Raw genomic sequence first — 21588 nt, 5'->3', positions numbered from 1 at the left:
CCCGAGCGGTCAGCCCTCGCCGGCCTCGCGGTTGGCCTTGCCGACCACGGCGGCCAGCAGCCCCGGCGCCGCGGCCTCGACCTCGGCGGTGCGCAGCCGCTGATGGATCTGCCCGTCGAGGACCAGCCGTTCGGTGAGGCCGGCCTCCCGCAGGATCTTGAAGTGGTGCGTGGCGGTCGACTTGTTGATGCCGTCGTAGAGCAGCGCGCACGGCGTGGCGACGCCGGTGTTGCGCAGCCGGCGGACCATCTCCAGCCGCACCGGGTCGGCCAATGCCGCGAGGATCTGCTGCACGCCGGCCACCGTGTGCTCCACCGATGCCGTCACGGTCCTCCTCGAGTTTGATGACGATCGAACCCAGCGTACGCTCGTGGGAGTTCGACGTCCGTCAAACCGTTAGGAGGAACCGTGACCGTGATTGCGACCGAACGCATCGCCGGCGACACCCAGCGGTGGGCGTACTCGCTTCTGCTGGTGCTCTCCGGCGTCGCGCTCGGCGTCTCCGGTCTGCCAGCCCCGCTGTACCACATGTACGAAGAGGTCTGGCACCTCTCGCCGCTCGCCACCACCATCGTGTTCGCCGTCTACGCCGTCGCGGCGCTCGGCGCGGTGCTGGTGTCCGGCAAGATCTCCGACGTCGTCGGCCGCAAGCCGGTCCTGCTCGGCGCGCTCGTCGCCATGCTCGTCGGCCTCGGCGTCTTCCTCGTCGCCGACGACATGGCGCTGCTCATCGTCGCCCGGGCCATCCACGGTGCCGCCGTCGGCTCGATCGTCGTCGCCGGGGCCGCCGCGCTGCTCGACCTGCGTCCCGAACACGGCGTGCGTTCCGGTCAGCTCAGCGGTGTCGCATTCAACGTCGGCATGACCGTCGCCATCCTCGGCTCGGCGTTGCTCGCGCAGTACGCCCCGCACCCGATGCGGACGCCGTACGCCGTGGTCGCCGTCGTCTGCGCCGTGATCGGAGTGGGCGTCGTCGCGCTGCGCGAGCCGCACGTCAACCGCACCTCCGGACCCATCCGGATCGTCAAACCCGCGGTGCCGCAACACATCCGCGGCGACTTCTGGTTCGCCGCGCTCGGGGCCATGGCGTCCTGGTCGGTGCTCGGCGTGCTGCTGTCGCTCTACCCGTCGCTGGCCGCCCAGCAGACCGGCGTGCACAACCTCGTCTTCGGCGGCAGCGTCGTCGCCGTCACCGCCTTCGCCGCGGCCGTCGCCCAACTCCTCGCCACCCGCGTGCCCGCCCGCCGCGCCGCGCTCATCGGCGACGTCGGCATGGCGGCAGCCCTCGCCCTCACGGTCCCGGCGCTCGCCACCGGTCGGTGGCACCTGGTGCTCGTCGCCGCCGCGCTGCTGGGCGCGACGTTCGGACTCGGGTTCGGCGGATCGCTGCGGCATCTGTCCCACGTCGTGCCCGCGGACCGCCGCGGCGAGACCATGTCCGCGTTCTACCTGCTCGCCTACACGGCGATGGCGGTCCCCACCCTGGTCGCGGGCTGGGCCGCCACCCGCTGGGAGCTGGGGACGGTGTTCCCCTGGTTCGCCGGCGCGGTCGCCGCGGCCTGCCTGCTGGCCGCCGCCATCGGCACGCTCACCACCCGGCGGGCTTCTCGGCTAGGCCGCTGAGGTCACCCGGTACACGTCGTACACGCCCTCGACGTTGCGCACCACGTTCAGCACGTGACCGAGGTGCTTGGGGTCACCCATCTCGAAGGTGAACCGGCTGATCGCCACCCGGTCGTTCGACGTCGTCACCGATGCGGAGAGGATGTTCACCTTCTCGTCGGCCAGCACCCGCGTCACGTCGGACAGCAGGCGGTGCCGGTCGAGGGCCTCCACCTGGATGGCCACCAGGAACACCGACGACGGCGACGGCGCCCACTTGACGTCGATGATGCGCTCGGACTGCTGCTGCAGCGACGCCGCGTTGGTGCAGTCGGTGCGGTGCACGCTCACGCCGCCGCCGCGGGTGACGAAGCCCATGATGTTGTCGCCCGGCACCGGGGTGCAGCACTTGGCCAACTTCGTCAGCACGCCGGGCGCCCCGGGCACCGCCACGCCCACGTCGTCGCTGGTGCGCTGCCGCACCGGCATGGTCGCCGGCGTGGACCGCTCCGCGATCTCGTCCTCGGCCTCGGCCTCCCCACCGAACTGCGCCACCAGGCGCTGCACCACGTGCCGCGCCGAGACGTGCCCCTCGCCGACGGCGGTATAGAGCGCCGACACGTCGACGTAGCGCAGCTCCCGTGCCAGCGCCGCCATCGACTCGGCGTTCATCAAGCGCTGCAGCGGAAGTCCGCCGCGGCGCACCTCGCGCGCGATCGAGTCCTTGCCCGACTCGAGGGCCTCCTCGCGACGCTCCTTGGCGAACCACTGCCGGATCTTCGCCTTCGCACGCGGCGACACCACGAACGTCTGCCAGTCCCGTGACGGTCCGGCATTGGGCGCCTTGGAGGTGAACACCTCGACGGCCTCGCCGTTCTCCAGCTTGCGCTCGAGCGCCACCAGTCGGCCGTTCACCCGGGCGCCGATGCAGCGGTGCCCCACCTCGGTGTGCACGGCGTAGGCGAAGTCGACCGGCGTCGAGCCGGTCGGCAACGTGATCACGTCGCCCTTCGGGGTGAAGACGAAGATCTCCTGCACCGCGAGGTCGTAGCGCAGCGACTCGAGGAACTCACCCGGGTCGGCGGCCTCCCGCTGCCAATCCAGCAGCTGGCGCATCCACGCCATGTCGTCGATCTCGGCCGCGGCGTTGCCCGCCGGCTGCCCGTTGCGGCCCTTGGACTCCTTGTACCGCCAGTGCGCGGCGATGCCGAACTCCGCGGTCTTGTGCATGTCCTGGGTGCGGATCTGCACCTCCAGCGGCTTGCCCTCCGGGCCGATCACCGTGGTGTGCAGTGACTGGTACACCCCGTAGCGCGGCTGGGCGATGTAGTCCTTGAAGCGACCCGCCATCGGCTGCCACAGCGAGTGCACCACGCCGACCGCGGCGTAGCAGTCGCGGATCTCCTGACACAGGATGCGGACGCCGACGAGGTCGTGGATGTCGTCGAAGTCCCGGCCCTTGACGATCATCTTCTGGTAGATCGACCAGTAGTGCTTGGGCCGGCCCTCCACGATGGCGTTGATCTTCGACGCGCCCAGCGCGGCGACGATCTCGGCGCGCACCTTGGCGAGGTAGGTGTCGCGCGACGGCGCCCGGTCGGCGACCAGCCGCACGATCTCCTCGTACTTCTTCGGGTGCAGAATGGCGAACGAGAGGTCCTCGAGTTCCCACTTCACCGTCGCCATGCCGAGGCGGTGGGCCAGCGGCGCAATGACTTCCAGCGTCTCGCGGGCCTTGCGGGCCTGCTTCTCCGGCGGCAGGAAGCGCATCGTGCGCATGTTGTGCAGCCGGTCGGCGACCTTGATCACCAGCACGCGCGGGTCGCGCGCCATCGCGATGATCATCTTGCGGATGGTCTCGCCCTCGGCGGCCGTACCGAGGGCGACCTTGTCGAGCTTGGTCACCCCGTCGACCAGGTGTCCGACCTCCGCACCGAACTCGGCGGTCAACGCCTCCAGCGTGTAGCCGGTGTCCTCGACCGTGTCGTGCAGCAGCGCCGCGATGAGCGTGGTGGTGTCCATGCCGAGTTCGGCGAGGATGTTCGCGACCGCCAGCGGGTGGGTGATGTAGGGGTCGCCCGACCGCCGCATCTGGTCGGCGTGGCGTTCCTCGGCCACGTCGTAGGCCCGCTGCAGCAGCGCCAGGTTGGCCTTCGGGTAGAACTCCCGGTGCACCGCGACGAGCGGCTCCAGCACGGGGTTGACGGCGCTGCGCTGCGCGGTCATCCGTCGGGCCAGCCGCGCCCGCACCCGGCGCGACGCGCTGGTCGGCTTGGGCGCCTCGTCGACGGCGTCGGCGGGGATCACCGGCATCGGCTGGGTCTGGGTCAGCGCGTCGGCCCGCGTGTCCTCACTGGTCACCGCCACCACCTCCTGACCACCACGGATGCCTCACCCGAGGATATCCCCCGGACCGTCAGACCACCGACAGGCTGGTGACAGGCAGCGCACCGACCAGTCCGCGCCCGTCGAGCGCCGACAGTTCCAGCACGACCGCCGCCCCGATCACCTCGGCGCCGGCGCGCCGCAGCAGCTCGGTGGCCGCCCGGACCGTCCCGCCGGTCGCGAGCACGTCGTCGATGATGAGAACGCGCCGGCCGGTCAGGACGATCCCGTCAGCCGGGATCTCCAGCGTCGCCGACCCGTACTCGAGGTCGTAGGTCTCGCTCAGCACCGGCGGCGGCAGCTTGCCGCCCTTGCGCACCGCCAGCACGCCCGTGCCGAGCCGGGTGGCGACCGCAGCCCCGAGCAGGAAGCCGCGCGCGTCGATGCCGGCCACCAGATCGGCGCCGTCCGCGACCGCGGCGAGCGCCTCGGTGACGATCGACAGACCGGTCGCGTCGGCGAGCACCGGCGTCAGGTCCTTGAACTGGATGCCCGGCTCGGGGAAGTCGGCCACCTCGCGGGTCATCTCGCGCAGCACCCGGGCGGCCTCGCTGCGGGGGTCGCTCACGTGTGCAGCGCCCAACGGTCCATGTTCCAGCCTGCGCCCCATCGGGTCGGATTGCCGTTCACGGCGTCCATCTTCGTCGATACCAGCAGCATCCGCTGCTGGCGGTACAGCGGGAGCGTCGGGATCTGATCCCAGAGCACCCGGGAGCCCTCGGCGAGCAGCCGTGCGGACTCCTTGGGGTCGGCGGTCACCGCCAGCGCGCCGATGATGCCGTCCACCTGTTCGTTGACGTAACCGGACAGGTTGTTGCCGTTGCCGCTGTGCAGATCGTAGGCGTCCATCGCCGACGATCCGGTGGACCCCGAACCGGTCGCACCTCCCGTGCTGGCCACCAGCGCGTCGATCTGGTTGTCGCGCAACGCGTCCGGGCCAACGGCGTCCCCCGCGGCGTCGGTGACGGTGATGCCTGCCGGTGCGCACGACTTCGCGATCGTCCCGACGACGGCGGCCAGCCGGGCGTTCGGGCTCTGGTAGCCGATGCGGACCGCGAGCGGGCGGCCCCCCAGCGCACCGCGGGCCGCGTCGGGGTTGGCGGCGACGAACTGCTCGGCACCGCCACCGTTCTCGGCGGCGGTGATCGAGTCCTCGGCCGCGGCGTTGAGCCTGCTGTTGGCGATCGGCACCTCGGCGTTGCGGGCGATGACGTCGCGCGGTGTGCACAGCGCGAGGGCGCGCCGCGCCGCCGGATCGGCCAGCGGTCCCTGGGCGCCGAAGATGACCTGCTCGATGCCTGCCGACGCGGCGTCGGTACGGGCGTAATCGTCCGGGATGGTCAGGGTTCCCGACGACCCGGCCGCGACGTCGACGACGTCGTAGAAGCCCTCGTTGACGCGGTCCTGGATGTCGGCGCCGCGCGGCCACACCGTGATCCGCGGCGTGACCGGTTTGGCGCCCCACCACTTGTCGTTGGCGACGAGCACCACCGCACCCTGGTCGGTGACCTCGTCGAGCCGGTACGGGCCCGAGGACGGGAACTTGCGGACGTCGACGCCGGGCGTCAGGGTCCACGTCTGGTTCCACGCCTGCGCGATGCGGTCGACGGTCGGCCCATCGCCCGCCTGGAGTGCGGTGGTCACGCCGCCGTCGCCCAGCCCCAACTCGTCGGCCAGGACGTGCGACGGCATCATCGACGTGGCCGCGAACAGCTGCCCGTAGTCGACGAACGCGCGGTCCTGGGCGAACGTCACGCGGGCCTTCTTCTGCCCCGGCGCGCAGTCGACGGCCGCGACGTCGATGTAGCCGGCCCGGTTCGCCGCGTCGAACGCCGGGAACCGGCCCGACTGCGCGGCCCACGCCAGCACCATGTCGTCGCACGTGATCGGCTTGCCGTCGGAGTACACCGCGGCGTCGTCGATCTGGTAGTCGAGGACCAGCGGATTGCGGCCCACCACGGCGATGCTGCCGAAGTCGCGGTCGCCGACGACCTGGCCGTCGGGGCCGTGATAGTTGAACCCGGTGAGGACCCGCGCGAAGGCCTGCGGGCCACCGGACGCCGCGCCCGCCACCGTGTTGGTGTTGTAGCTGACCAGCGTGCCGTCGACGGCGTAGTCGATCGAGTCGGCGGTGCCGCCGCCGCACGCCGCGACCAGCGCCGCCAACAGCGCGCACGCGGCGACGAGGACCGCGGATCGCCGCAACCGGGCTCTCATCTCGCGACCTACCGCCTGGTGCTCCGCTTGCCGGAGGGACGCCCCGTCGGACGGGTCGGCTTGGCCCCCGGCGCTGGCTTGTCCGGGGCTCCCGAGGACACCGACACGGCGGCGGTCGCCGGCTCGGCACCGCTCTCCTCGATGGCGGTGGCGCCCGCGGCCTTGGCCGCGGCGTTCTTCCGCCGGTTCAGCACCCGCCGGGTGTGGTTTCGCACCAGCTCGGTCCGCTCCCGTAGCGACACCAGCAGCGGGGTCGCGAAGTAGATCGACGAGTAGGTGCCGACGATGACGCCGACGAGCTGCACCAGCGCGAGGTCCTGCAGCGTGCCGACGCCGAGCATCCACACCGCGACCACGATCAGCGACAGGATCGGCAGCACCGAGATGAGGCTGGTGTTGATCGATCGCATGAAGGTCTGGTTGATGGCGAGGTTCGCCTGCTCGGCGAACGTGCGCCGGGTGGTGTGTTCGAACCCGCGGGTGTTCTCCTCGACCTTGTCGAACACGATGACCGTGTCGTACAGCGAGAAGCCCAGGATGGTGAGCAGGCCGATCACGGTGGCGGGCGTCACCTCGAACCCGACCAGGGAGTACACGCCCGCCGTGACGAGGAGGTCGAAGACCAGCGTCGCCAGCGCCGAGATCGCCATGTACCGCTCGTAGCGCAGCGTGATGTAGATGGCGGCGAGCACCAGGAACACCGCCAGCGCGATCAGCGCCTTCTGGGTGATCTGGCCGCCCCAGGTCTCCGACACCGCCGAGTCGCTGATGACCTGGCGGCTGGGCTGACCGTCACCGCCCTTGGGCTGGAACGCGTCGAACAGCGCGGTACGCAGTTGCTCGGTCTCGGCGTTGTCGAGCGCCTCGCTGCGGATCTGCACCGTCGCCGTGTTGCCGGTGCCGACGATGACGACGGACTCCGGCTGTCGGCCGAGTGCGTCGCCGAACACCTTCTCCACCTGCTCGGTGGCGATCGGGCCCTGCACACCCTGGGCGGGCATCGAGACCTTCGTGCCGCCCTCGAAGTCGATGCCGAAGGTGAAGCCGCGGATCAGCATGCTGATGACGCAGATGCCGACGATGACGCCGCTGACGGCGTACCAGAGCTTGCGCTTGCCGACGACGTCGAACGCGCCGGTGCCGGTGTAGAGCCGGATGAAGAAGCCGTGCTGCGGCGCCGCGGTGGTGGTGCCGAGTTCGGCGGCCGACGACGTCACCTCCACGTCGGAGGCGTCGGTGAGGTCGGTCGGCTCGTCGGTCTTGTCGTGCTTGCTCATGTCGCTACCTCGCTCCTGCCGACGCCGCGGCGGCCCGTCGTTCCCTGGCGATCTGCTGCACTGCGCCGAGGCCGTTGAGGCCGGGCTTGGCGAGCAGGGTCGACTTCGACGACAGGTACACCAGCGGCCAGGTCACCAGGAACACCACGACGACGTCGAGGATGGTGGTCAGGCCGAGGGTGAATGCGAAGCCCTTCACCTGGCCCACGGCGAGCACGTAGAGCTCCGCGGCGGCCAGGAACGTCACCGCGTTGCCACTGAGGATGGTCTTGCGGGCGCGTGCCCAACCGCGTGGCACCGCCGACCGGAAGGACCGGCCCTCGCGGATCTCGTCCTTGATGCGTTCGAAGAACACCACGAACGAGTCGGCGGTGGTGCCGACGCCGATGATCAGACCTGCGATGCCCGCCAGGTCGAGGGTGTAGTTGATGTACCTGCCGAGCAGCACCAGGATCGCGAAGACCATCGCTCCCGAGGCCACCAGCGACAGCGCCGTCAGCAGGCCCAGCACGCGGTAGTAGATCAGCGAGTACGCCAGCACCAGCGCCAGACCCACGGCACCGGCGATCAGGCCGGCGCGCAGTGACGTCAAACCCAGTGTGGCGGAGACGGTTTCGGCCTCCGACGACTCGAAGGACAGCGGCAGCGACCCGTACTTCAGCACGTTGGCGAGTTCGCGCGCCGAGTCCTGGTTGAACTGACCGGTGATCTGGGTGCGGCCGCCGGGAATCGGCTCGTTGATCTGCGGGGCGCTGACCACCTGCGAGTCCAGCGTGAACGCGGTCTGCGTGCCGACGTTGGCGGCCGTGAAGTCGGCCCACGTCGTGGCGGCGTCACCCTTGAACTGCAGGTCCACCACGTACTCGCCGCGCTGCTGATCGAGACCGGACGACGCGTTCTCGATCTGCTCGCCGCTGATGATCGACTTGTCGAGCAGGTACACCTGCTTGTGGTCCTGCGAGCAGGTCACCAGCGGCAGGTTCGGGTCGTCGTTGCCGGCCAGCACGTCCTCTTCGTCGCACCGAGTGGCCTGGAACTGCAGGGCGAGCAGCTGGATCTGCTGGTCGGCGCTCTGCCGCAGGGCCTTCTCATCGGAGATGCGCTGCGCGAGCGCTGCGCGCGGGTCGGCGTTGGGGTTCGCCGGTGGCGGAGCCGGGGCGTTGCTCGCACCCGGCGCACCCGGCGCCGGGGACGAGCTGGGTGAGGGGTTCGGAGACGGGCTCGGCGCCGGCTCCTCCGGGTACGGCCGCGGCTGCGGCGCCGGAACACCCGGTGCCGGGGCCGCCGGGGCGGGACGCGGTGCCGCTCCGGGCGTGGGCGGGACGATGGGCGCCTCCGGCTCGGCGGGCGCGATCAGCGGCGGCATGCCGGGGGCGCCGGGCAGGCCGGGCGCGCCACCGGGCAGGCCCGGGATGCCCCCCGGCGCCGCGGGGGCGGCGGGCTGCTGGCCCTCGGCCGGGATCGCATGGATGACCGGCCGGATGTAGAGGCGTGCCGTCTGCCCGAGGTTGCGGGCCTCGCTGCTGTCGTTGCCCGGCACCGTGATGACCAGGTTGTCGCCGTCGATGACCACCTCGGACCCGGAGACGCCAAGTCCGTTCACGCGGTCACCGATGATCTGCTGCGCCTGGGCGAGGGCCTCGCGCGTGGGCGGCGAGCCGTCCGGGGTGCGTGCCGTCAGCGTGACACGGGTTCCGCCCTGCAGGTCGATGCCGAGCTTGGGCTCGGCCCGCTTGTCCCCGGTGAGGAAGACCAGCAGGTAGGCACCGATCAGGAGGACCAGGAAGAGTGTCAGGTAGCGGTACGGGTGCACCGGCGTGGAAGACGATGCCACGTTGCTCGGATCTCCTCGGGGTCGGTTCGTCAGCAACCGCAAAGGGTACGTGGTCGGGCTGAGTGCCCGACCGTCAGTCCTTCTTGACCTGGTTGGGGTCGGTCGGCGACGTCGGCTCGACCTCGGTGGCGGTGCTGGTGACCTCGTCGTAGTCCCGGGCGTCGTAGTCCTGGGCGTCGTGGTTTTGGGCGTCGTAGTCCTCGACGTCCTCGTCGACCTCGGTGATGCGGTCGCGCACGGCGAGCTTCATCCACGTCGTGACGACGCCCGGGGCGATCTCCAGATCGACGCTGTCGTCGCCGACGGCGGTGATGGTGCCCTCCAAGCCGGAGGTGGTGTGCACGCGGTCGCCGATGGTCAGGGACTCGTGCAGGTCGATGGTGGCCTGCATGGCCTTCTTCTGGCGGCGCGACGCGAAGAACATGAACGCGCCGAGGATGATGAGGAGGGGAAGGAAGACGACCAGGTCCATCGCAGCTCTCGTCTTTCGTGTCGGTCGGTGTCGGCGGCGCCGGTCAGCTCGGGCCGCCTGGTCGGCATCCAGTGTGCCATCCAGGCCCTTCCCGGCCGCCCGCCCGTCGCGCCCCGCCCCGCGGCGCGCCCGTCGGCAACGGAATCCGTCGTGTCCGCGCGCATCGGTCGCGCATTCGACATTCGGCACGTTCCGCGACCGACGGAATGGTTCGCGCGCCGTTGGCGGGGCACTAGGCTCGGTGGGGCCGGCCCGCCCGGCCTCCCCTGCCACCGCGCCGTGAACTGGAGTCACCCGTGAGCACCCTCGAGCAGAGCCGCCATCTCGCCACCGAGATCCCCGGCCCGAAGTCGTCCGCCCTGATCGGCCGCAAGGACGCCGCCGTCGCCCACGGCGTCGGCAACACCATGCCCGTCTACGCCTCCCGCGCCGGCGGCGGCATCGTGGAGGACGTCGACGGCAACCGCCTCATCGACCTCGGCTCGGGCATCGCCGTGACCACGGTCGGGAACGCGTCGCCGCGCGTCGTGGAGGCCGTCTCGGCGCAGGCCGCGGACTTCACCCACACCTGCTTCATGGTGACCCCGTACGAGGGGTACGTCGCGGTGTGCGAGCACCTCAACCGTCTGACGCCCGTCGCCGGCGAGAAGCGTTCGGCACTGTTCAACTCCGGATCCGAGGCCGTCGAGAACGCGGTCAAGATCGCCCGCGCCTACACCCGCAAGCAGGCGGTGGTGTCGTTCGACCACGCCTACCACGGCCGCACGAACCTCACCATGGCGCTGACCGCCAAGTCGATGCCCTACAAGCACGGCTTCGGCCCGTTCGCACCGGAGGTCTACCGGGCGCCGCTGTCGTACCCGTTCCGCGACGCCGAGTTCGGCAAGGAGCTGGCCACCGACGGTGAACTGGCCGCCCGCCGCGCGCTGACCGTGATCGAGAAGCAGGTGGGCGCCGACAACCTCGCCGCCGTCATCATCGAGCCGATCCAGGGCGAGGGCGGCTTCATCGTGCCGGCCGAGGGCTTCCTGCCGACACTGCTGCGGTGGTGCCGCGACAACGGCGTCGTCTTCATCGCCGATGAGGTGCAGACCGGCTTCGCCCGCACCGGCGCCATGTTCGCCTGCGAACACGAAGGCATCGACCCCGACCTCATCGTCACCGCCAAGGGCATCGCCGACGGACTGCCGCTGTCCGCGGTGACCGGTCGCGCCGAGATCATGGACGCCCCGCACGTGGGCGGCCTCGGCGGCACCTATGGCGGCAACCCGCTGGCGTGTGCCGCGGCGCTGGCGACCATCGAGACCATCGAGGCCGACGGCATGGTCGAGCGCGCCCGTCAGATCGAGGCGCTGATGAAGGAGCGGCTGGGCCGCATGCAAGCCGACGACGACCGCATCGGCGACGTCCGCGGCCGCGGTGCCATGATCGCCGTGGAGCTGGTGAAGTCCGGCACCCTCGAGCCCGACGCGGAGCTGACGAAGAAGGTGCTCGGCGATGCGCACCAGAACGGCGTCATCGCACTGTCCTGCGGCACGTTCGGCAACGTGCTGCGGTTCCTCCCGCCGCTGGCCATCAGCGACGACCTCCTGAACGAGGGCCTCGACGTGATCGCCGGAGCGCTGGCCAAGTTCTGACCCGCGGCGTGCCGACCAGGGGTCAGGCGGCGACCAGCGCCACGACGAGTGCGCGCAGGTCGTCGCAGGTCAGACCGTCCACGTCGACGTCGGCGACGACCAGGTCGGTCAACAGATCGTCGGCCTGGCGGTAGCACCGGTCAGCGACCATGACGTCGACGTACGCGCCGAGCGACGCCCGCGCGTCGTCGTCACCGAGCCACGCCCAGCGGGAGAACATCGCCCAGTCGCGCCGCGGGACGCCCAGCGCCGCACAGACGAGGCGCATGGCCGAACGCCCACCGATCGCGCGGATCGCGTCGAGCCGGACGTCCTGCGGCCGGTCGAGGACGGCGGCGACCTCCGCGCGCAGCGCGGCGATGCTGCGGGCGCTGAACGGATCCGACATCGGCTCGGACCGAATCAGTGCCGCGGTGCTCATGTCGCCGTCCCTCTCGGGCCGCGTCGGAGCGGCCTCGTGTCGTGTCTACCGCCGCGCGCCTGCCGCCGGCCAGCCACGAGGGGTCCCGTGTGACCGAATCGACAGGCGCGCAGGGTGTTCGGGCCGGCTCACGCCGGCGGTGTGATCGGGCCGGCTCACGCCGGCGGTGGGTCAGCGGTGGACGAGGGGCCGGTTGCGGTTCGGACCCCAGTTGCGCCAGCCTCCGCGGCGGCGCGGTTCGGCGTCGACGGGTGCGGCATTCACCGGTCCGGTCGTCACGGGACCCGTCGTGGCGGCGCCGGTCGCGACCGGACCGGTGGTGGCCATCGGCGCAGCCGTGGCCGGAGCCGCGACCGGACGCTGCAGGATCTCGACGTCGCGGACCGACCGGACCGTGATGCGGCCGAGCGCGAGGGCGCCGAGCAGGACGATCAGGACCCCGAGGCCGTCGAAGTAGGCCAGTTCGAGGGCGACGCGGCGACCCTCGGTCGTGGCAGACGGGCTGCCCACGTCGCCCAGGCCCAGCGGCCCGGCCAGCAGTCGGCCGATGACGAACCAGGCGCCGGCGGCGACGGCGAGCCAGCCGCCGAGCATGGCGGTGGCGCGGTTGCGCGACACCAGCAGCAGCGCACCGCCGAGGGCGGCGACGACGCCCGGCAGCACCTGCAGCCAGCCGCGGCCCGCGGTCCAGTCGCTGCCCGGGCTGTAGGCGAAGTCGAACGCCGGGCCGAGGAACGGGATGACCGCTCCGTACACGCCCAGGATGATGAGCAGCAGTCCGCTGGCCGCGCCCCTGCTGCGGGGCATCGTCAGTCGACCGCCGCGCACGCGGGGCTTCGCGTCGGTCACGGCGGTGTCGGTGGTGAGGTCGTTCCTGGTGGACGGGTCTTTTCTGGTGAACATGGCAGCCTCCTCGGGTGTGCGAACGAGGTACCCGCCGGATCGCCGGGATAACCGGGACTTCCTCGCCCTAACGAGGTTGAAGGCGACTCCTCGGCGACCTCGACACGCGAATCGATCTAGATCACCGCGTCGGCCAGCAAACTGCATCGAAGTTTTGTAGCATTTCGCGTCGGGGGCACGTCGACGAGCGGGGCCCCGGAACTCGTGCCCGCGTCGCGCCGCGGCCGGGCACTCGGACACGGACAGTGGGCACATCGACGTGGAGTGGCTCGGCCGCTGGTGGCGGCAACCCGACCACTACGACTGGCTGTCCGCATACCTGACGACCCGTGGCCTGCAGCGGGTGACGCGAGCGTTCATGGTGGCCGTCATGGCGGCCCTCGGCGCGGCGCCGCTGGTGCTGCTGCTGAGTCCGCACGGCCCGCAAGGGCATGTGGCTCGCGGACTTTCGCTCGCCGCCGGCGGCGCCTGCCTCGTCATGGCGGTGGCATGGGCGGCGCGGTGGCCGACTCGCGGCCAGTCGCTGGCCTTCGTGATGGTGGCCGATGCGGGCATCGCCGCGGCGTGTCTCGTGCAACCCGCGCCGGGCGGAGGGCTGCAGGCGTGCACGGCCTTCGCGGTCCTCGGCGGCTACGTCGCGTTCTTCCACACCAGCCGTACGTTGTTGCTCGTCGTGACGACGGCGTTGACGACGGCGGCCGTCTCCGCAGTTCACTTGGTCATTCAGGGGGGTGTCTACGAAGCCGTCAGCAAATTGCTGATCGTGTCCGCCGGCGTCGTGGCAGCGCCATTCGCGGCGCACGTGCTGGTGCACTTCCTCGGCATCGACGCGCTGCGGTCCGACGTCGATCCGCTGACCGACCTGCTCAACCGGCGCGGCTTCCACCGGTCGATGCGGGCGCTGGTGGCCGAGTCGGTCGCCGACCGTGCTGCCGTCGTGAGCGCCGTGATGATCGACCTCGACGCCTTCAAGCGGGTCAACGACACCTCGGGGCACGCGACCGGCGACCAGATCCTCGTCGAGGTTGCCGAGATCTTGCGCCGCACCCGCCGCGGCGACTCCGTGATCGGCCGCATCGGTGGCGAGGAGTTCGTCGTCGGAGTGGTCGGCGCACGACGGGACGCGGTCGGACTGGCCGAACGGATGCGGCACGAGATCGCCGCGACGCCGTGGCGGGTCACGGCGAGCGTGGGCGTGGCCAGCGCGTCGGTGACGCGCGTGCCCGACGAGGGCATCCGGTCGTTCGTGCAGGGACTGCTCGAGTCCGCCGACCGTGCGATGTACGCGGCGAAGCGGGACGGCGGCGACCGCGTTCGCGCCACGTCGCCCGCGGCCGAACGCACGGGCGCGCGCCGCCCGTCGGTCTACCCGGACGGGTTCGTCGAGAGGCCGACGCCCAGCAGGACGACCGCCAGCAGCGGCAAGGTGCCCTGGACGATTGCCGACCGCGCCTTCGACGGCGCCGAAGCGAACAGCACCATCGCGGCGGCCGCCATGGATCCCGCGCCGGCGAAGACCAGCGCGGCACCCACCGCGGTGCCGCCGGAGATCGTCACGCCGACGCCGACCGCGGTGACCACGGCCAGGAAGAGGTTGTAGAAGCCCTGGTTGTAGGCCAGCAGCTTGGTGGCCTCCGCCTCCTCGGCGGTCGTGCCGAAGGTCGCGCGCGTCCGGGGTGCGGTCCACAGGAACGACTCGAGCACGAAGACGTACACGTGGAGCAGGGCGGCGAGCGACGCGAACACCAGCGCGCTGACGATCATCGGGTCTCCTCTGTCCTCATTCGAACAGGCCGGGTTGCCCCAGCCCGGTGACTCCGCTGGGCGGCGTCATGCCCAGGTGCCGCCACGCCTGGCTGGTCGCGACCCGCCCACGCGGCGTGCGGGCGATCATCCCGGCCCGCACCAGGAACGGCTCGCAGACCTCCTCGACGGTGGTCGGCTCCTCGCCGACGGCGACCGCCAGGGTCGACACGCCGACCGGTCCCCCGCCGAAGCTGCGGGTCAGAGCGGACAGCACGGCGCGGTCGAGGCGGTCGAGACCCAGTTCGTCGACGTCGTAGACCTCGAGCGCCAGCTTGGCGACGTCGCGGGTGATGACGCCGTCGGCGCGTACCTCCGCGTAGTCGCGGACACGGCGCAGCAACCGGTTCGCGATGCGCGGCGTCCCGCGGGACCGGCGGGCGATCTCCGCGCCCGCCTCCTGCCCCAGTTCGATGCCGAGGATGCCTGCCGACCGCAGCAGCACCCGCTCCAGTTCGGCCGGCTCGTAGAAGTCCATGTGGGCGGTGAACCCGAAGCGGTCCCGCAGCGGGCCGGTGAGGGCGCCGGACCGCGTGGTGGCGCCCACCAGGGTGAACGGCGCGACCTCCAGCGGAATCGACGTGGCTCCCGGCCCCTTGCCGACGACGACGTCGACGCGGAAGTCCTCCATCGCGAGGTAGAGCATCTCCTCGGCCGGCCGGGCGATCCGGTGGATCTCGTCGATGAACAGCACGTCGCCCTCGACCAGATTGGACAGCATCGCGGCGAGGTCGCCGGCCCGCTCCAGCGCCGGGCCGGAGGTGACGCGCAGCGACGAGTTGAGTTCGGCCGCGATGATCATCGCCAGCGACGTCTTGCCGAGGCCGGGCGGCCCGGACAGCAGGATGTGGTCGGGCGTGCCGCCGCGGTTCTTCGCCCCCTCGATGACGAGCTGCAATTGTTCGCGGACGCGGGGCTGGCCGATGAACTCGCCCAGCGAGCGCGGCCGCAGGCTGGCGTCGATGTCGCCCTCGCCGACCGTCAGCGCCGGCGACACCTCGCGGGTGTCGGGGTCCTCGGTGTCCTCGAACCTGCCCATCGACGACTACTTCTTCCCCAGCATGGACAGCGCCGCCCGCAGCGCGCTCTGCGTCGTGGCGTCCGGGTCGTCGGCGAGCACCTTGTCGGTGGCGTCCTCGGCCTGCTTGGCGGCGAACCCGAGACCGACGAGCGCCTCCACGACCGGACCGCGGATGCCGTACCCCATGCCGGTCAGCGCCGACCCAGCCGACACCTGACCGATCTTGTCGCGCAGTTCGAGGACCATGCGCTCGGCGCCCCGCTTGCCGATGCCGGGCACCCGGGTCAGGGCCGTGACGTCGCCGTCGCCGAGCGCCGCCCGCAGGGCCGCCGCGTCGTACACCGCGAGCGTCGCCAACGCGATCTTCGGCCCGACACCGGAGACGCCGAGCAGCGTGGTGAACAGGTCGCGGGACTCGGCGTCGGCGAACCCGTAGAGCGTCATCGAGTCCTCGCGCACGATCATCGCGGTGATCAGGCGGGCGTCCGCACCGCGGCGCAACGTGCCGAGGGTCGCCGGGGTGGTCATCACCTTGTAGCCGACGCCGGCGGCCTCGATGACGGCGTGGTCGAGGGCGATGTCGAGCACCTCGCCGCGCACCGACGCGATCACGGCGCGCTCCGCGACACCTGCTTGGCCTTCAGCCGGGCCTGGTACGTGCGCTTCTGCTCGGCGGCCAGCGCCTCGGCCGCGGCCATCCGGGCGATCATCGGCGCGCGCCAGCAGTGACAGATGGCCAGCGCCAGGGCGTCGGCCGCGTCGGCCGGTGTCGGCTTGGCCTGCAGCGCCAGGATCTTCGTGATCATCGTGGTGACCTGGGCCTTGTCCGCGCGACCATTTCCGGTCACCGCGGCCTTGACCTCGCTGGGGGTGTGGAAGTGCACGTCGATGCCCCGTTTGGCGGCCGCCAGCGCGATGACGCCGCCGGCCTGCGCGGTCCCCATCGCGGTGTTGGCGTTGTTGTTGGCGAACACCCGCTCGATGGCGACGACGTCGGGCAGGTGCGTGTCCATCCAATGTTCGACGGTGTCGCTGATGGTGAGCAGACGCAGCGCCAGCGGGTCGTCGGACGGGGTCCGGACGACGTCGACGTCGAGAGCGGTGACCTGCCGTCCCCGCCCGCTCTGGATCACCGACAGGCCACACCGGGTGAGCCCGGGGTCGACGCCCATCACGCGCACGCCACTCCCCTTCACTCGAAACGCTCACGGCCCGAACAGCTGTTCGATCCTAGCCCGCCGGCGTCGCGGTGGCGGTCAGGGACACGCCCACCGGGTCAGAGCGTCACAGCACGAAGTGACCGGAGCGGCGACCCGCAGCGATGGTCAGGGCCAGGTCGGCGACACGGGCCCGCGCATGGCGCGAGCCGCGCACCAGCTCGTGGCCGACCTGGGTGCCGTCCCGCTCGATGACGATGCGCCACCGGACGCCGCAGAACTTGGCGGCGTACCAGACGGGCCACAGCACGACGAACGGCACGGCGACGACGAGGCTGAGGAGGAACCAGTCGAGGTCGATGACGTCGGTCACGTCGGGAAACGGCCACCAGCGCCGATGCACGTTCCACTGCACGCCGTTGGGGTCGGTCACCGCTGCCACGGGGTCATTGTGCGCACGATGTGACGACGTCGTGGCCCGACGGGCAGATTGAACTCCCGCCATGGCGGATATGGGGAGTGACGGCGGTGTCATTCCACCGCCTCGACCGAAGCCGAACCCGATCCGTGGGAGCTGATTTCACGCAATGCCCGACGAGAACGAACTGGAGTCTGCAACCAACCTCGCGGTCACCCTGGCCTGGGTGGCAGGTGCGGTGGTCATCGCCTATCTCGTGGGGGTGGTCCTCACCTGGGTGCTGAGACGCATCGGCCGGCGCAGCGCGGTGGTCGACGACGTCGCGACGTACAGCCGTCTCCCGGTACGGGCCACCCTGACGGTGCTGGCCGCACAGATCGCCGTGCAGCGGACGAGCGACGATTCGGATTCCTGGCGCGGGTGGGTGGACCACACGCTGCTGATCGTCAACATCGCGACCTTCACCTGGCTGGTGGTCAGTTTCGTGTTCGTGGCCGAGCGCCGTGCGATCTCGCGGTTCGCCGGCGGTGACGACGAGATCACCGACGCCGACCGCCGGTGGCGGCGGGTGCGCACGCAGGTCGAGGTGCTGCGCCGGCTCGCCATCGCGGTCGTCGTGGTGCTCGGCGTCGCGGCGATCCTCATGACGTTCCCGGCGTTCTCCGACATCGGCACCACGCTGTTCGCCTCGGCCGGTGTCCTGTCGGTGGTCGCCGGTCTGGCGGCGCAGACGTCGCTCGGTGCGCTGTTCGCCGGCATGCAGATCGCGTTCTCCGGGGCCATCCGCGTCGGCGACGTCGTGGAACTCGACGAGGGCCGCTGGTGGGGCCGCATCGAGGAGATCACCCTCACCTACGTGGTGGTGCGGCTGTGGGACGAACGTCGGCTGGTGCTGCCGTCGACCTACTTCACCACGACCCCGTTCGAGAATTGGACCCGCAACGCGACCGAGATCATGGGTGCCGTCGAGTTCGACGTGGACTTCCGGGTGCCGTTCCACGAGATGCGCGCCGAACTGGACCGGCTGCTGGCCCGCAGCGACCAGTGGGACGGCCGCCGCGGCGTGCTGCAGGTGACCGACGCCGTGGGCGGCGTCGTCCGCGTGCGCATCGTGGTCAGCGCGCCCAACGCCGGCGCACTGTTCGACCTGCGCTGCGCGGTGCGCGAGGGCTTGGTGCACTGGCTGCAGCGCGCGGGCGGCGCACTGCCGATGCAGCGGCTGGTGCAGTACGAGCCCGACAACGAGCCCATCACCCACCGGCCGCACGGCGACGGCGAGACGTCACGGGTGGCGTCGAGCCTGTTCTCCGGCAGCCCGGAGGCCGAGGAGCGTGCGCGGGCCTTCGACGAGCGGTGCGTCGATCAGTTCGGCGACGACCTGGCCCGGTTCAACGGCCGCGGCTGACGGTCAGCCGGGCAGGTGCGCCGCGGCGTCGCTCAATGCGACGCCGCGGTAGCCCCGCGCGAGGACGCGGCCCGCGACGAGCAGCGGTTCGGTGCTCCGCAGCGTGCGCGCGAGCACGAAGGCGCCCTCGAGTGCGCCGACCAGCGCGACGGTGACCTCGCGGGCGTCCGACGGTGACAGCCCCCGGGCGGTGAAGTACGCCGTCCCGCCGTCGAGCCACGACCCGAACACGTCCGCTGATGCCGCGCGCAGTTCGTCGACGGTGTCGGCCACCTCGGCCGCCACGCTCGCGACCGGGCACATGTTGGCGTAGCCGGTGCCCGCCATGTCCTCGGCGGCCTGCGCGAACGCCGCCTCGATGGCGACGCCGAGGTCGTCGTGCGGGTCGATGAGCGTCGGGATGAGCAGGCCGTAGGCGGCGCCAGCGTTGACCAGCGCCTCGCGGGCGAGCTGCACCTTGCCGCCTGGAAAGTGGTGGTACAGCGAGCCGATCGGCGCGCCGGACGCCGCGACGACGTCCTTCATCCCCACCGCGGCGTACCCGCGGCGCCGCATCAGTTCCGCCGCGGCGGTCAGGATCGATTCCCGTGTGGTCCTTGCCAAGATCGCCTCCCGTCGAACACACTAGAGCATACGTTCTAGAATCAACGTTCTAATGGAGGCGCCATGGAGGCGGTTCGGGTCGGTGCGGGCACGCTGGAGTATCGCGAGGAGGGCGACCCCGCGGGACCGCCCGTGGTCCTGCTGCACGGACTGCTGATGAACGACACGCAATGGGACCTCGCACTCCCCCTGCTGCCGAGCGGCTTCCGCTACCTGTTGCCGGTGCTTCCGCTGGGCGGGCACCGGATCCCGATGGACGCCGACGCGGACCTCGCGCTGCGCGGCATGGTCGGCATCGTCGCGGACTTCTTCGACGCCCTCGACCTCGACGGCGTGACGCTCGTGGTCACCGATTGGGGCGGTCCGCTGTTCCTCACCGACCTCGGGCGCGACCAGCGCGTCGCACGGCTGGTGATCTGCCCGTCGGAGGCGTTCGACAACTTCCCACCCGGGTTCCCGGGCAAGGTCACCTGGCTGGCCACCCGCACGACCGGCACGGCCGGGCTCGCGATGCGGCAGTTGCGCATCCGGTGGCTGCGCGACCGATTCTTCATGTTCGGGATGATGGCCGCCCGCTCGATTCCGCAGGACGTCGTCACCGCGTGGACCGCGCCCGGCCTGGCCGACGTGCGGATCCGCCGCGACCTGCTGAAGTACGCGCGCACCCGCTTCGACGCCGGCGACCTGGTGCGCGCGACGCGCCGGCTGGCCGACTTCCGTGGTGACGTGCTGGTGCTGTGGAGCCGCAACCGGGTGATGCCCGTGGCGCACGCCGAGGCGCTCGCCGACCTCACCGGCGGGACGCTGCGCTACGTCGACGACGCGAAGGTGCTGGTCATGCTGGACCAGCCCGAGCGGACGGCCCGCGAGATCGGGGCCTTCCTCACCGCGGCGCGGCCGTCACCCCGGTGAGGCGCGCGATCAGCCCTCGTCGAGTTGCGCCGCGACGTCGTCGGGGATGTCGACGTTGGAGAACACGTCCTGCACGTCGTCACTGTCCTCGAGGGCGTCGATGAGCTTGAGCACCTTGCGGGCCCCGTCGACGTCCACCGGCACGGTGACCGAGGGCTGGAAGCTCGCGTCGGCCGAGTCGTAGTCGATGCCCGCCTCCTGCAGCGCGGTGCGCACGGCGACCAGGTCGGTCGGCTCGCTGATGATCTCGAACGCGTCGCCGAGGTCGTTGATCTCCTCGGCGCCGGCCTCGAGCACCGCCGCCAGCACGTCGTCCTCGGTGAGGCCGTTCTTCTCCAGCGTCACGACGCCCTTGCGGGAGAACAGGTAGGCCACCGAGCCCGGGTCCGCCATGTTGCCGCCATTGCGGGTCATCGCGACGCGGACCTCGCCGGCCGCCCGATTGCGGTTGTCGGTCAGGCACTCGACCAGCACGGCCACGCCGTTGGGGCCGTAGCCCTCGTACATGATGGTCTGCCAGTCGGCGCCGCCGGCCTCCTCGCCCGCGCCGCGCTTGCGGGCACGTTCGATGTTGTCGTTGGGCACCGAGGTCTTCTTGGCCTTCTGGATGGCGTCGTAGAGCGTCGGGTTGCCGGCCGGGTCACCGCCGCCGGTGCGGGCGGCGACCTCGATGTTCTTGATCAGCTTGGCGAATTCCTTGCCACGCCGCGCGTCCTTGACGGCCTTCTGATGCTTGGTGGTCGCCCACTTGGAATGGCCGCTCATCGCGCCGCTACCTCTCGATCGTGCTTCGAAGTCCGATCGTCGAGTCTACGTGGACGCCGGGCGTGCACCGAAACGCCGTCGGCTCGTCACCGACGGATGTCGATCAAGGGGTCGACGGCGTAGCGCTGCAGCGTGGGGGCCGCGGCGGCGATCAGCTCGTCGTCACTCATTGACGCGACCGGCTCCACCCGCCAGACGAAGCGCATCAGGGCCAAGCCGATGACCTGCGACGAGATCAACGCACTGCGCCGCAGCCGGTCCTCGTCGTCCGCTCCGAGCCGGGACACCCCGATGAGGCTGCTCTCCACGATGCGCCGCAGCTTTTCCCGCGTCGTGTCGTCGTGCGCCGCCGTAAGCAGCACCGCCCGCAGCACGGGGGCGATCTCGTCGTCGGCCCAGGCGTCGAGCATCGTGCGGAGCAGGACCGCACCGAGGTCGTCGATGGGCGCCGTCCAACTCGCCGCAACGGCGTCGAGCCACCGGGACGGCGGGTCGGTGGCTGCGTCGAGCAGCCCGGCCTTCGAGCCGAAGTAGTGGTAGACGAGCGCGGGATCGACGTCGGCAGCTCGCGCGACGGCACGCAGCGTCGTGCCCGCCCAGCCGTGCACGGCGAACTGGTCGCGCGCGGCGCGAAGGATGCGCGCCGACAGCACGCCACGCTCATCCCGAGGCCCGGGGGGCGTCTTCTTCGGCACCTCGGCAGCATAGCCGAGTTTCTCGTTGCGTTGAGACTAGTGTCAACGTAGCGTGAAACTC

General features: G+C 71.1%; 21 protein-coding genes and 1 pseudogene. 5 read left to right on the top strand and 17 right to left on the bottom strand.

Going from position 1 to position 21588, the window contains the following annotated elements; translation table 11 throughout:
- Positions 1–9: 9 nt before the first annotated feature.
- Positions 10–249, bottom strand: a complete 240-nt coding sequence (locus FZ046_RS17810) for a helix-turn-helix domain-containing protein (protein ID WP_246183065.1) — start codon at positions 247–249, stop codon at positions 10–12.
- Positions 250–414: 165 nt separating this feature from the next.
- On the opposite strand from FZ046_RS17810, the gene FZ046_RS17805 reads away from it, so the two are divergent.
- Complete coding sequence (locus FZ046_RS17805; RefSeq protein WP_070354022.1) at positions 415–1623, top strand: MFS transporter; 1209 nt, start codon at positions 415–417, stop codon at positions 1621–1623.
- Here FZ046_RS17805 and FZ046_RS17800 read toward each other — a convergent pair.
- The 6 genes from FZ046_RS17800 to yajC all read right to left on the bottom strand — a co-directional run bounded on the left by FZ046_RS17800 (position 1612) and on the right by yajC (position 9787).
- Entirely contained in the window at positions 1612–3915 is a 2304-nt protein-coding gene (locus FZ046_RS17800; protein WP_246183064.1) for a RelA/SpoT family protein, read from the bottom strand. The two genes, FZ046_RS17805 and FZ046_RS17800, sit on opposite strands and share 12 nt — an antisense overlap.
- 103 nt (positions 3916–4018) lie before the next feature.
- A complete protein-coding gene (locus FZ046_RS17795) occupies positions 4019–4597 on the bottom strand; it encodes an adenine phosphoribosyltransferase (RefSeq protein WP_070354009.1) in 579 nt (192 codons plus the stop codon).
- Positions 4552–6204 carry an ABC transporter substrate-binding protein gene (locus tag FZ046_RS17790; RefSeq protein WP_070354010.1) on the bottom strand — a complete coding sequence of 551 codons (1653 nt, stop codon included), beginning with the start codon at positions 6202–6204 and terminating at the stop codon, positions 4552–4554. The genes FZ046_RS17795 and FZ046_RS17790 overlap by 46 nt, the downstream gene beginning before the upstream one ends.
- Positions 6205–6212: 8 nt before the next feature.
- Positions 6213–7481, bottom strand: coding sequence for a protein translocase subunit SecF (gene secF, locus FZ046_RS17785; RefSeq protein WP_070354011.1), 1269 nt, complete (start codon positions 7479–7481; stop codon positions 6213–6215).
- 4 nt (positions 7482–7485) lie between these two features.
- Complete coding sequence (gene secD / locus FZ046_RS17780; RefSeq protein WP_149484283.1) at positions 7486–9315, bottom strand: protein translocase subunit SecD; 1830 nt, start codon at positions 9313–9315, stop codon at positions 7486–7488.
- A 73-nt stretch (positions 9316–9388) separates the two neighbouring features.
- Positions 9389–9787, bottom strand: coding sequence for a preprotein translocase subunit YajC (gene yajC / locus FZ046_RS17775; protein ID WP_070356040.1), 399 nt, complete (start codon positions 9785–9787; stop codon positions 9389–9391).
- Positions 9788–10083: 296 nt separating this feature from the next.
- Between yajC and gabT the strand changes: the two genes are divergently transcribed.
- A complete protein-coding gene (gabT, locus tag FZ046_RS17770; RefSeq protein ID WP_070356039.1) occupies positions 10084–11424 on the top strand; it encodes a 4-aminobutyrate--2-oxoglutarate transaminase in 1341 nt (446 codons plus the stop codon).
- Between the two features lie 22 nt (positions 11425–11446).
- Here the strand turns inward: gabT and FZ046_RS17765 are convergent, their stop codons facing one another.
- On the bottom strand, positions 11447–11845 hold the full coding sequence (locus FZ046_RS17765) for a cytochrome P450 family protein (protein WP_083298576.1): 399 nt from the start codon (positions 11843–11845) through the stop codon (positions 11447–11449).
- A 171-nt stretch (positions 11846–12016) separates the two neighbouring features.
- Positions 12017–12652: a hypothetical protein gene (locus FZ046_RS17760; RefSeq protein WP_070356043.1), complete on the bottom strand. Its 636-nt coding sequence runs from the start codon at positions 12650–12652 to the stop codon at positions 12017–12019.
- 454 nt (positions 12653–13106) lie between these two features.
- On the opposite strand from FZ046_RS17760, the pseudogene FZ046_RS28225 reads away from it, so the two are divergent.
- Positions 13107–14009: pseudogene (locus FZ046_RS28225) on the top strand (GGDEF domain-containing protein); the annotation flags it as partial.
- Positions 14010–14113: 104 nt separating this feature from the next.
- On the opposite strand, the gene FZ046_RS17750 reads toward FZ046_RS28225, so the two are convergent.
- The 5 genes from FZ046_RS17750 to FZ046_RS17730 form a co-directional block, all read right to left on the bottom strand.
- On the bottom strand, positions 14114–14512 hold the full coding sequence (locus FZ046_RS17750; RefSeq protein WP_083298574.1) for a DUF1304 domain-containing protein: 399 nt from the start codon (positions 14510–14512) through the stop codon (positions 14114–14116).
- A 16-nt stretch (positions 14513–14528) separates the two neighbouring features.
- The gene (ruvB, locus tag FZ046_RS17745) at positions 14529–15590 is read right to left on the bottom strand and encodes a Holliday junction branch migration DNA helicase RuvB (protein WP_070356037.1); all 1062 of its coding nucleotides are present in this window, start codon (positions 15588–15590) and stop codon (positions 14529–14531) included.
- Positions 15591–15596: 6 nt separating this feature from the next.
- Positions 15597–16184 carry a Holliday junction branch migration protein RuvA gene (ruvA, locus tag FZ046_RS17740; RefSeq protein WP_070356036.1) on the bottom strand — a complete coding sequence of 196 codons (588 nt, stop codon included), beginning with the start codon at positions 16182–16184 and terminating at the stop codon, positions 15597–15599.
- Positions 16181–16753, bottom strand: coding sequence for a crossover junction endodeoxyribonuclease RuvC (gene ruvC / locus FZ046_RS17735; RefSeq protein ID WP_070356042.1), 573 nt, complete (start codon positions 16751–16753; stop codon positions 16181–16183). Before ruvC ends, ruvA begins: the two co-directional genes overlap by 4 nt.
- A 103-nt stretch (positions 16754–16856) precedes the next feature.
- On the bottom strand, positions 16857–17171 hold the full coding sequence (locus tag FZ046_RS17730; RefSeq protein ID WP_070356035.1) for a hypothetical protein: 315 nt from the start codon (positions 17169–17171) through the stop codon (positions 16857–16859).
- 145 nt (positions 17172–17316) lie between these two features.
- Between FZ046_RS17730 and FZ046_RS17725 the strand changes: the two genes are divergently transcribed.
- Positions 17317–18552, top strand: coding sequence for a mechanosensitive ion channel family protein (locus tag FZ046_RS17725; RefSeq protein WP_070356034.1), 1236 nt, complete (start codon positions 17317–17319; stop codon positions 18550–18552).
- Between the two features lie 3 nt (positions 18553–18555).
- On the opposite strand, the gene FZ046_RS17720 is transcribed toward FZ046_RS17725, so the two are convergent.
- A complete protein-coding gene (locus FZ046_RS17720; protein ID WP_083298572.1) occupies positions 18556–19155 on the bottom strand; it encodes a TetR/AcrR family transcriptional regulator in 600 nt (199 codons plus the stop codon).
- A gap of 63 nt (positions 19156–19218) precedes the next feature.
- Between FZ046_RS17720 and FZ046_RS17715 the strand changes: the two genes are divergently transcribed.
- Positions 19219–20067 carry an alpha/beta fold hydrolase gene (locus tag FZ046_RS17715; RefSeq protein ID WP_070356032.1) on the top strand — a complete coding sequence of 283 codons (849 nt, stop codon included), beginning with the start codon at positions 19219–19221 and terminating at the stop codon, positions 20065–20067.
- Between the two features lie 9 nt (positions 20068–20076).
- On the opposite strand, the gene FZ046_RS17710 is transcribed toward FZ046_RS17715, so the two are convergent.
- Together FZ046_RS17710 and FZ046_RS17705 are read right to left on the bottom strand one after the other, a co-directional pair.
- On the bottom strand, positions 20077–20832 hold the full coding sequence (locus FZ046_RS17710; RefSeq protein ID WP_070356031.1) for a YebC/PmpR family DNA-binding transcriptional regulator: 756 nt from the start codon (positions 20830–20832) through the stop codon (positions 20077–20079).
- 86 nt (positions 20833–20918) lie between these two features.
- The gene (locus tag FZ046_RS17705) at positions 20919–21527 is read right to left on the bottom strand and encodes a TetR/AcrR family transcriptional regulator (RefSeq protein ID WP_083298571.1); all 609 of its coding nucleotides are present in this window, start codon (positions 21525–21527) and stop codon (positions 20919–20921) included.
- Between the last annotated feature and the right edge of the window lie 61 nt (positions 21528–21588).

It is taken from the genome of Mycolicibacterium grossiae (assembly GCF_008329645.1).
Taxonomy (GTDB): domain Bacteria; phylum Actinomycetota; class Actinomycetes; order Mycobacteriales; family Mycobacteriaceae; genus Mycobacterium; species Mycobacterium grossiae.
Note: the sequence above shows the minus strand (reverse complement) of the source record. Positions and strands in the feature narration are given on the sequence as shown.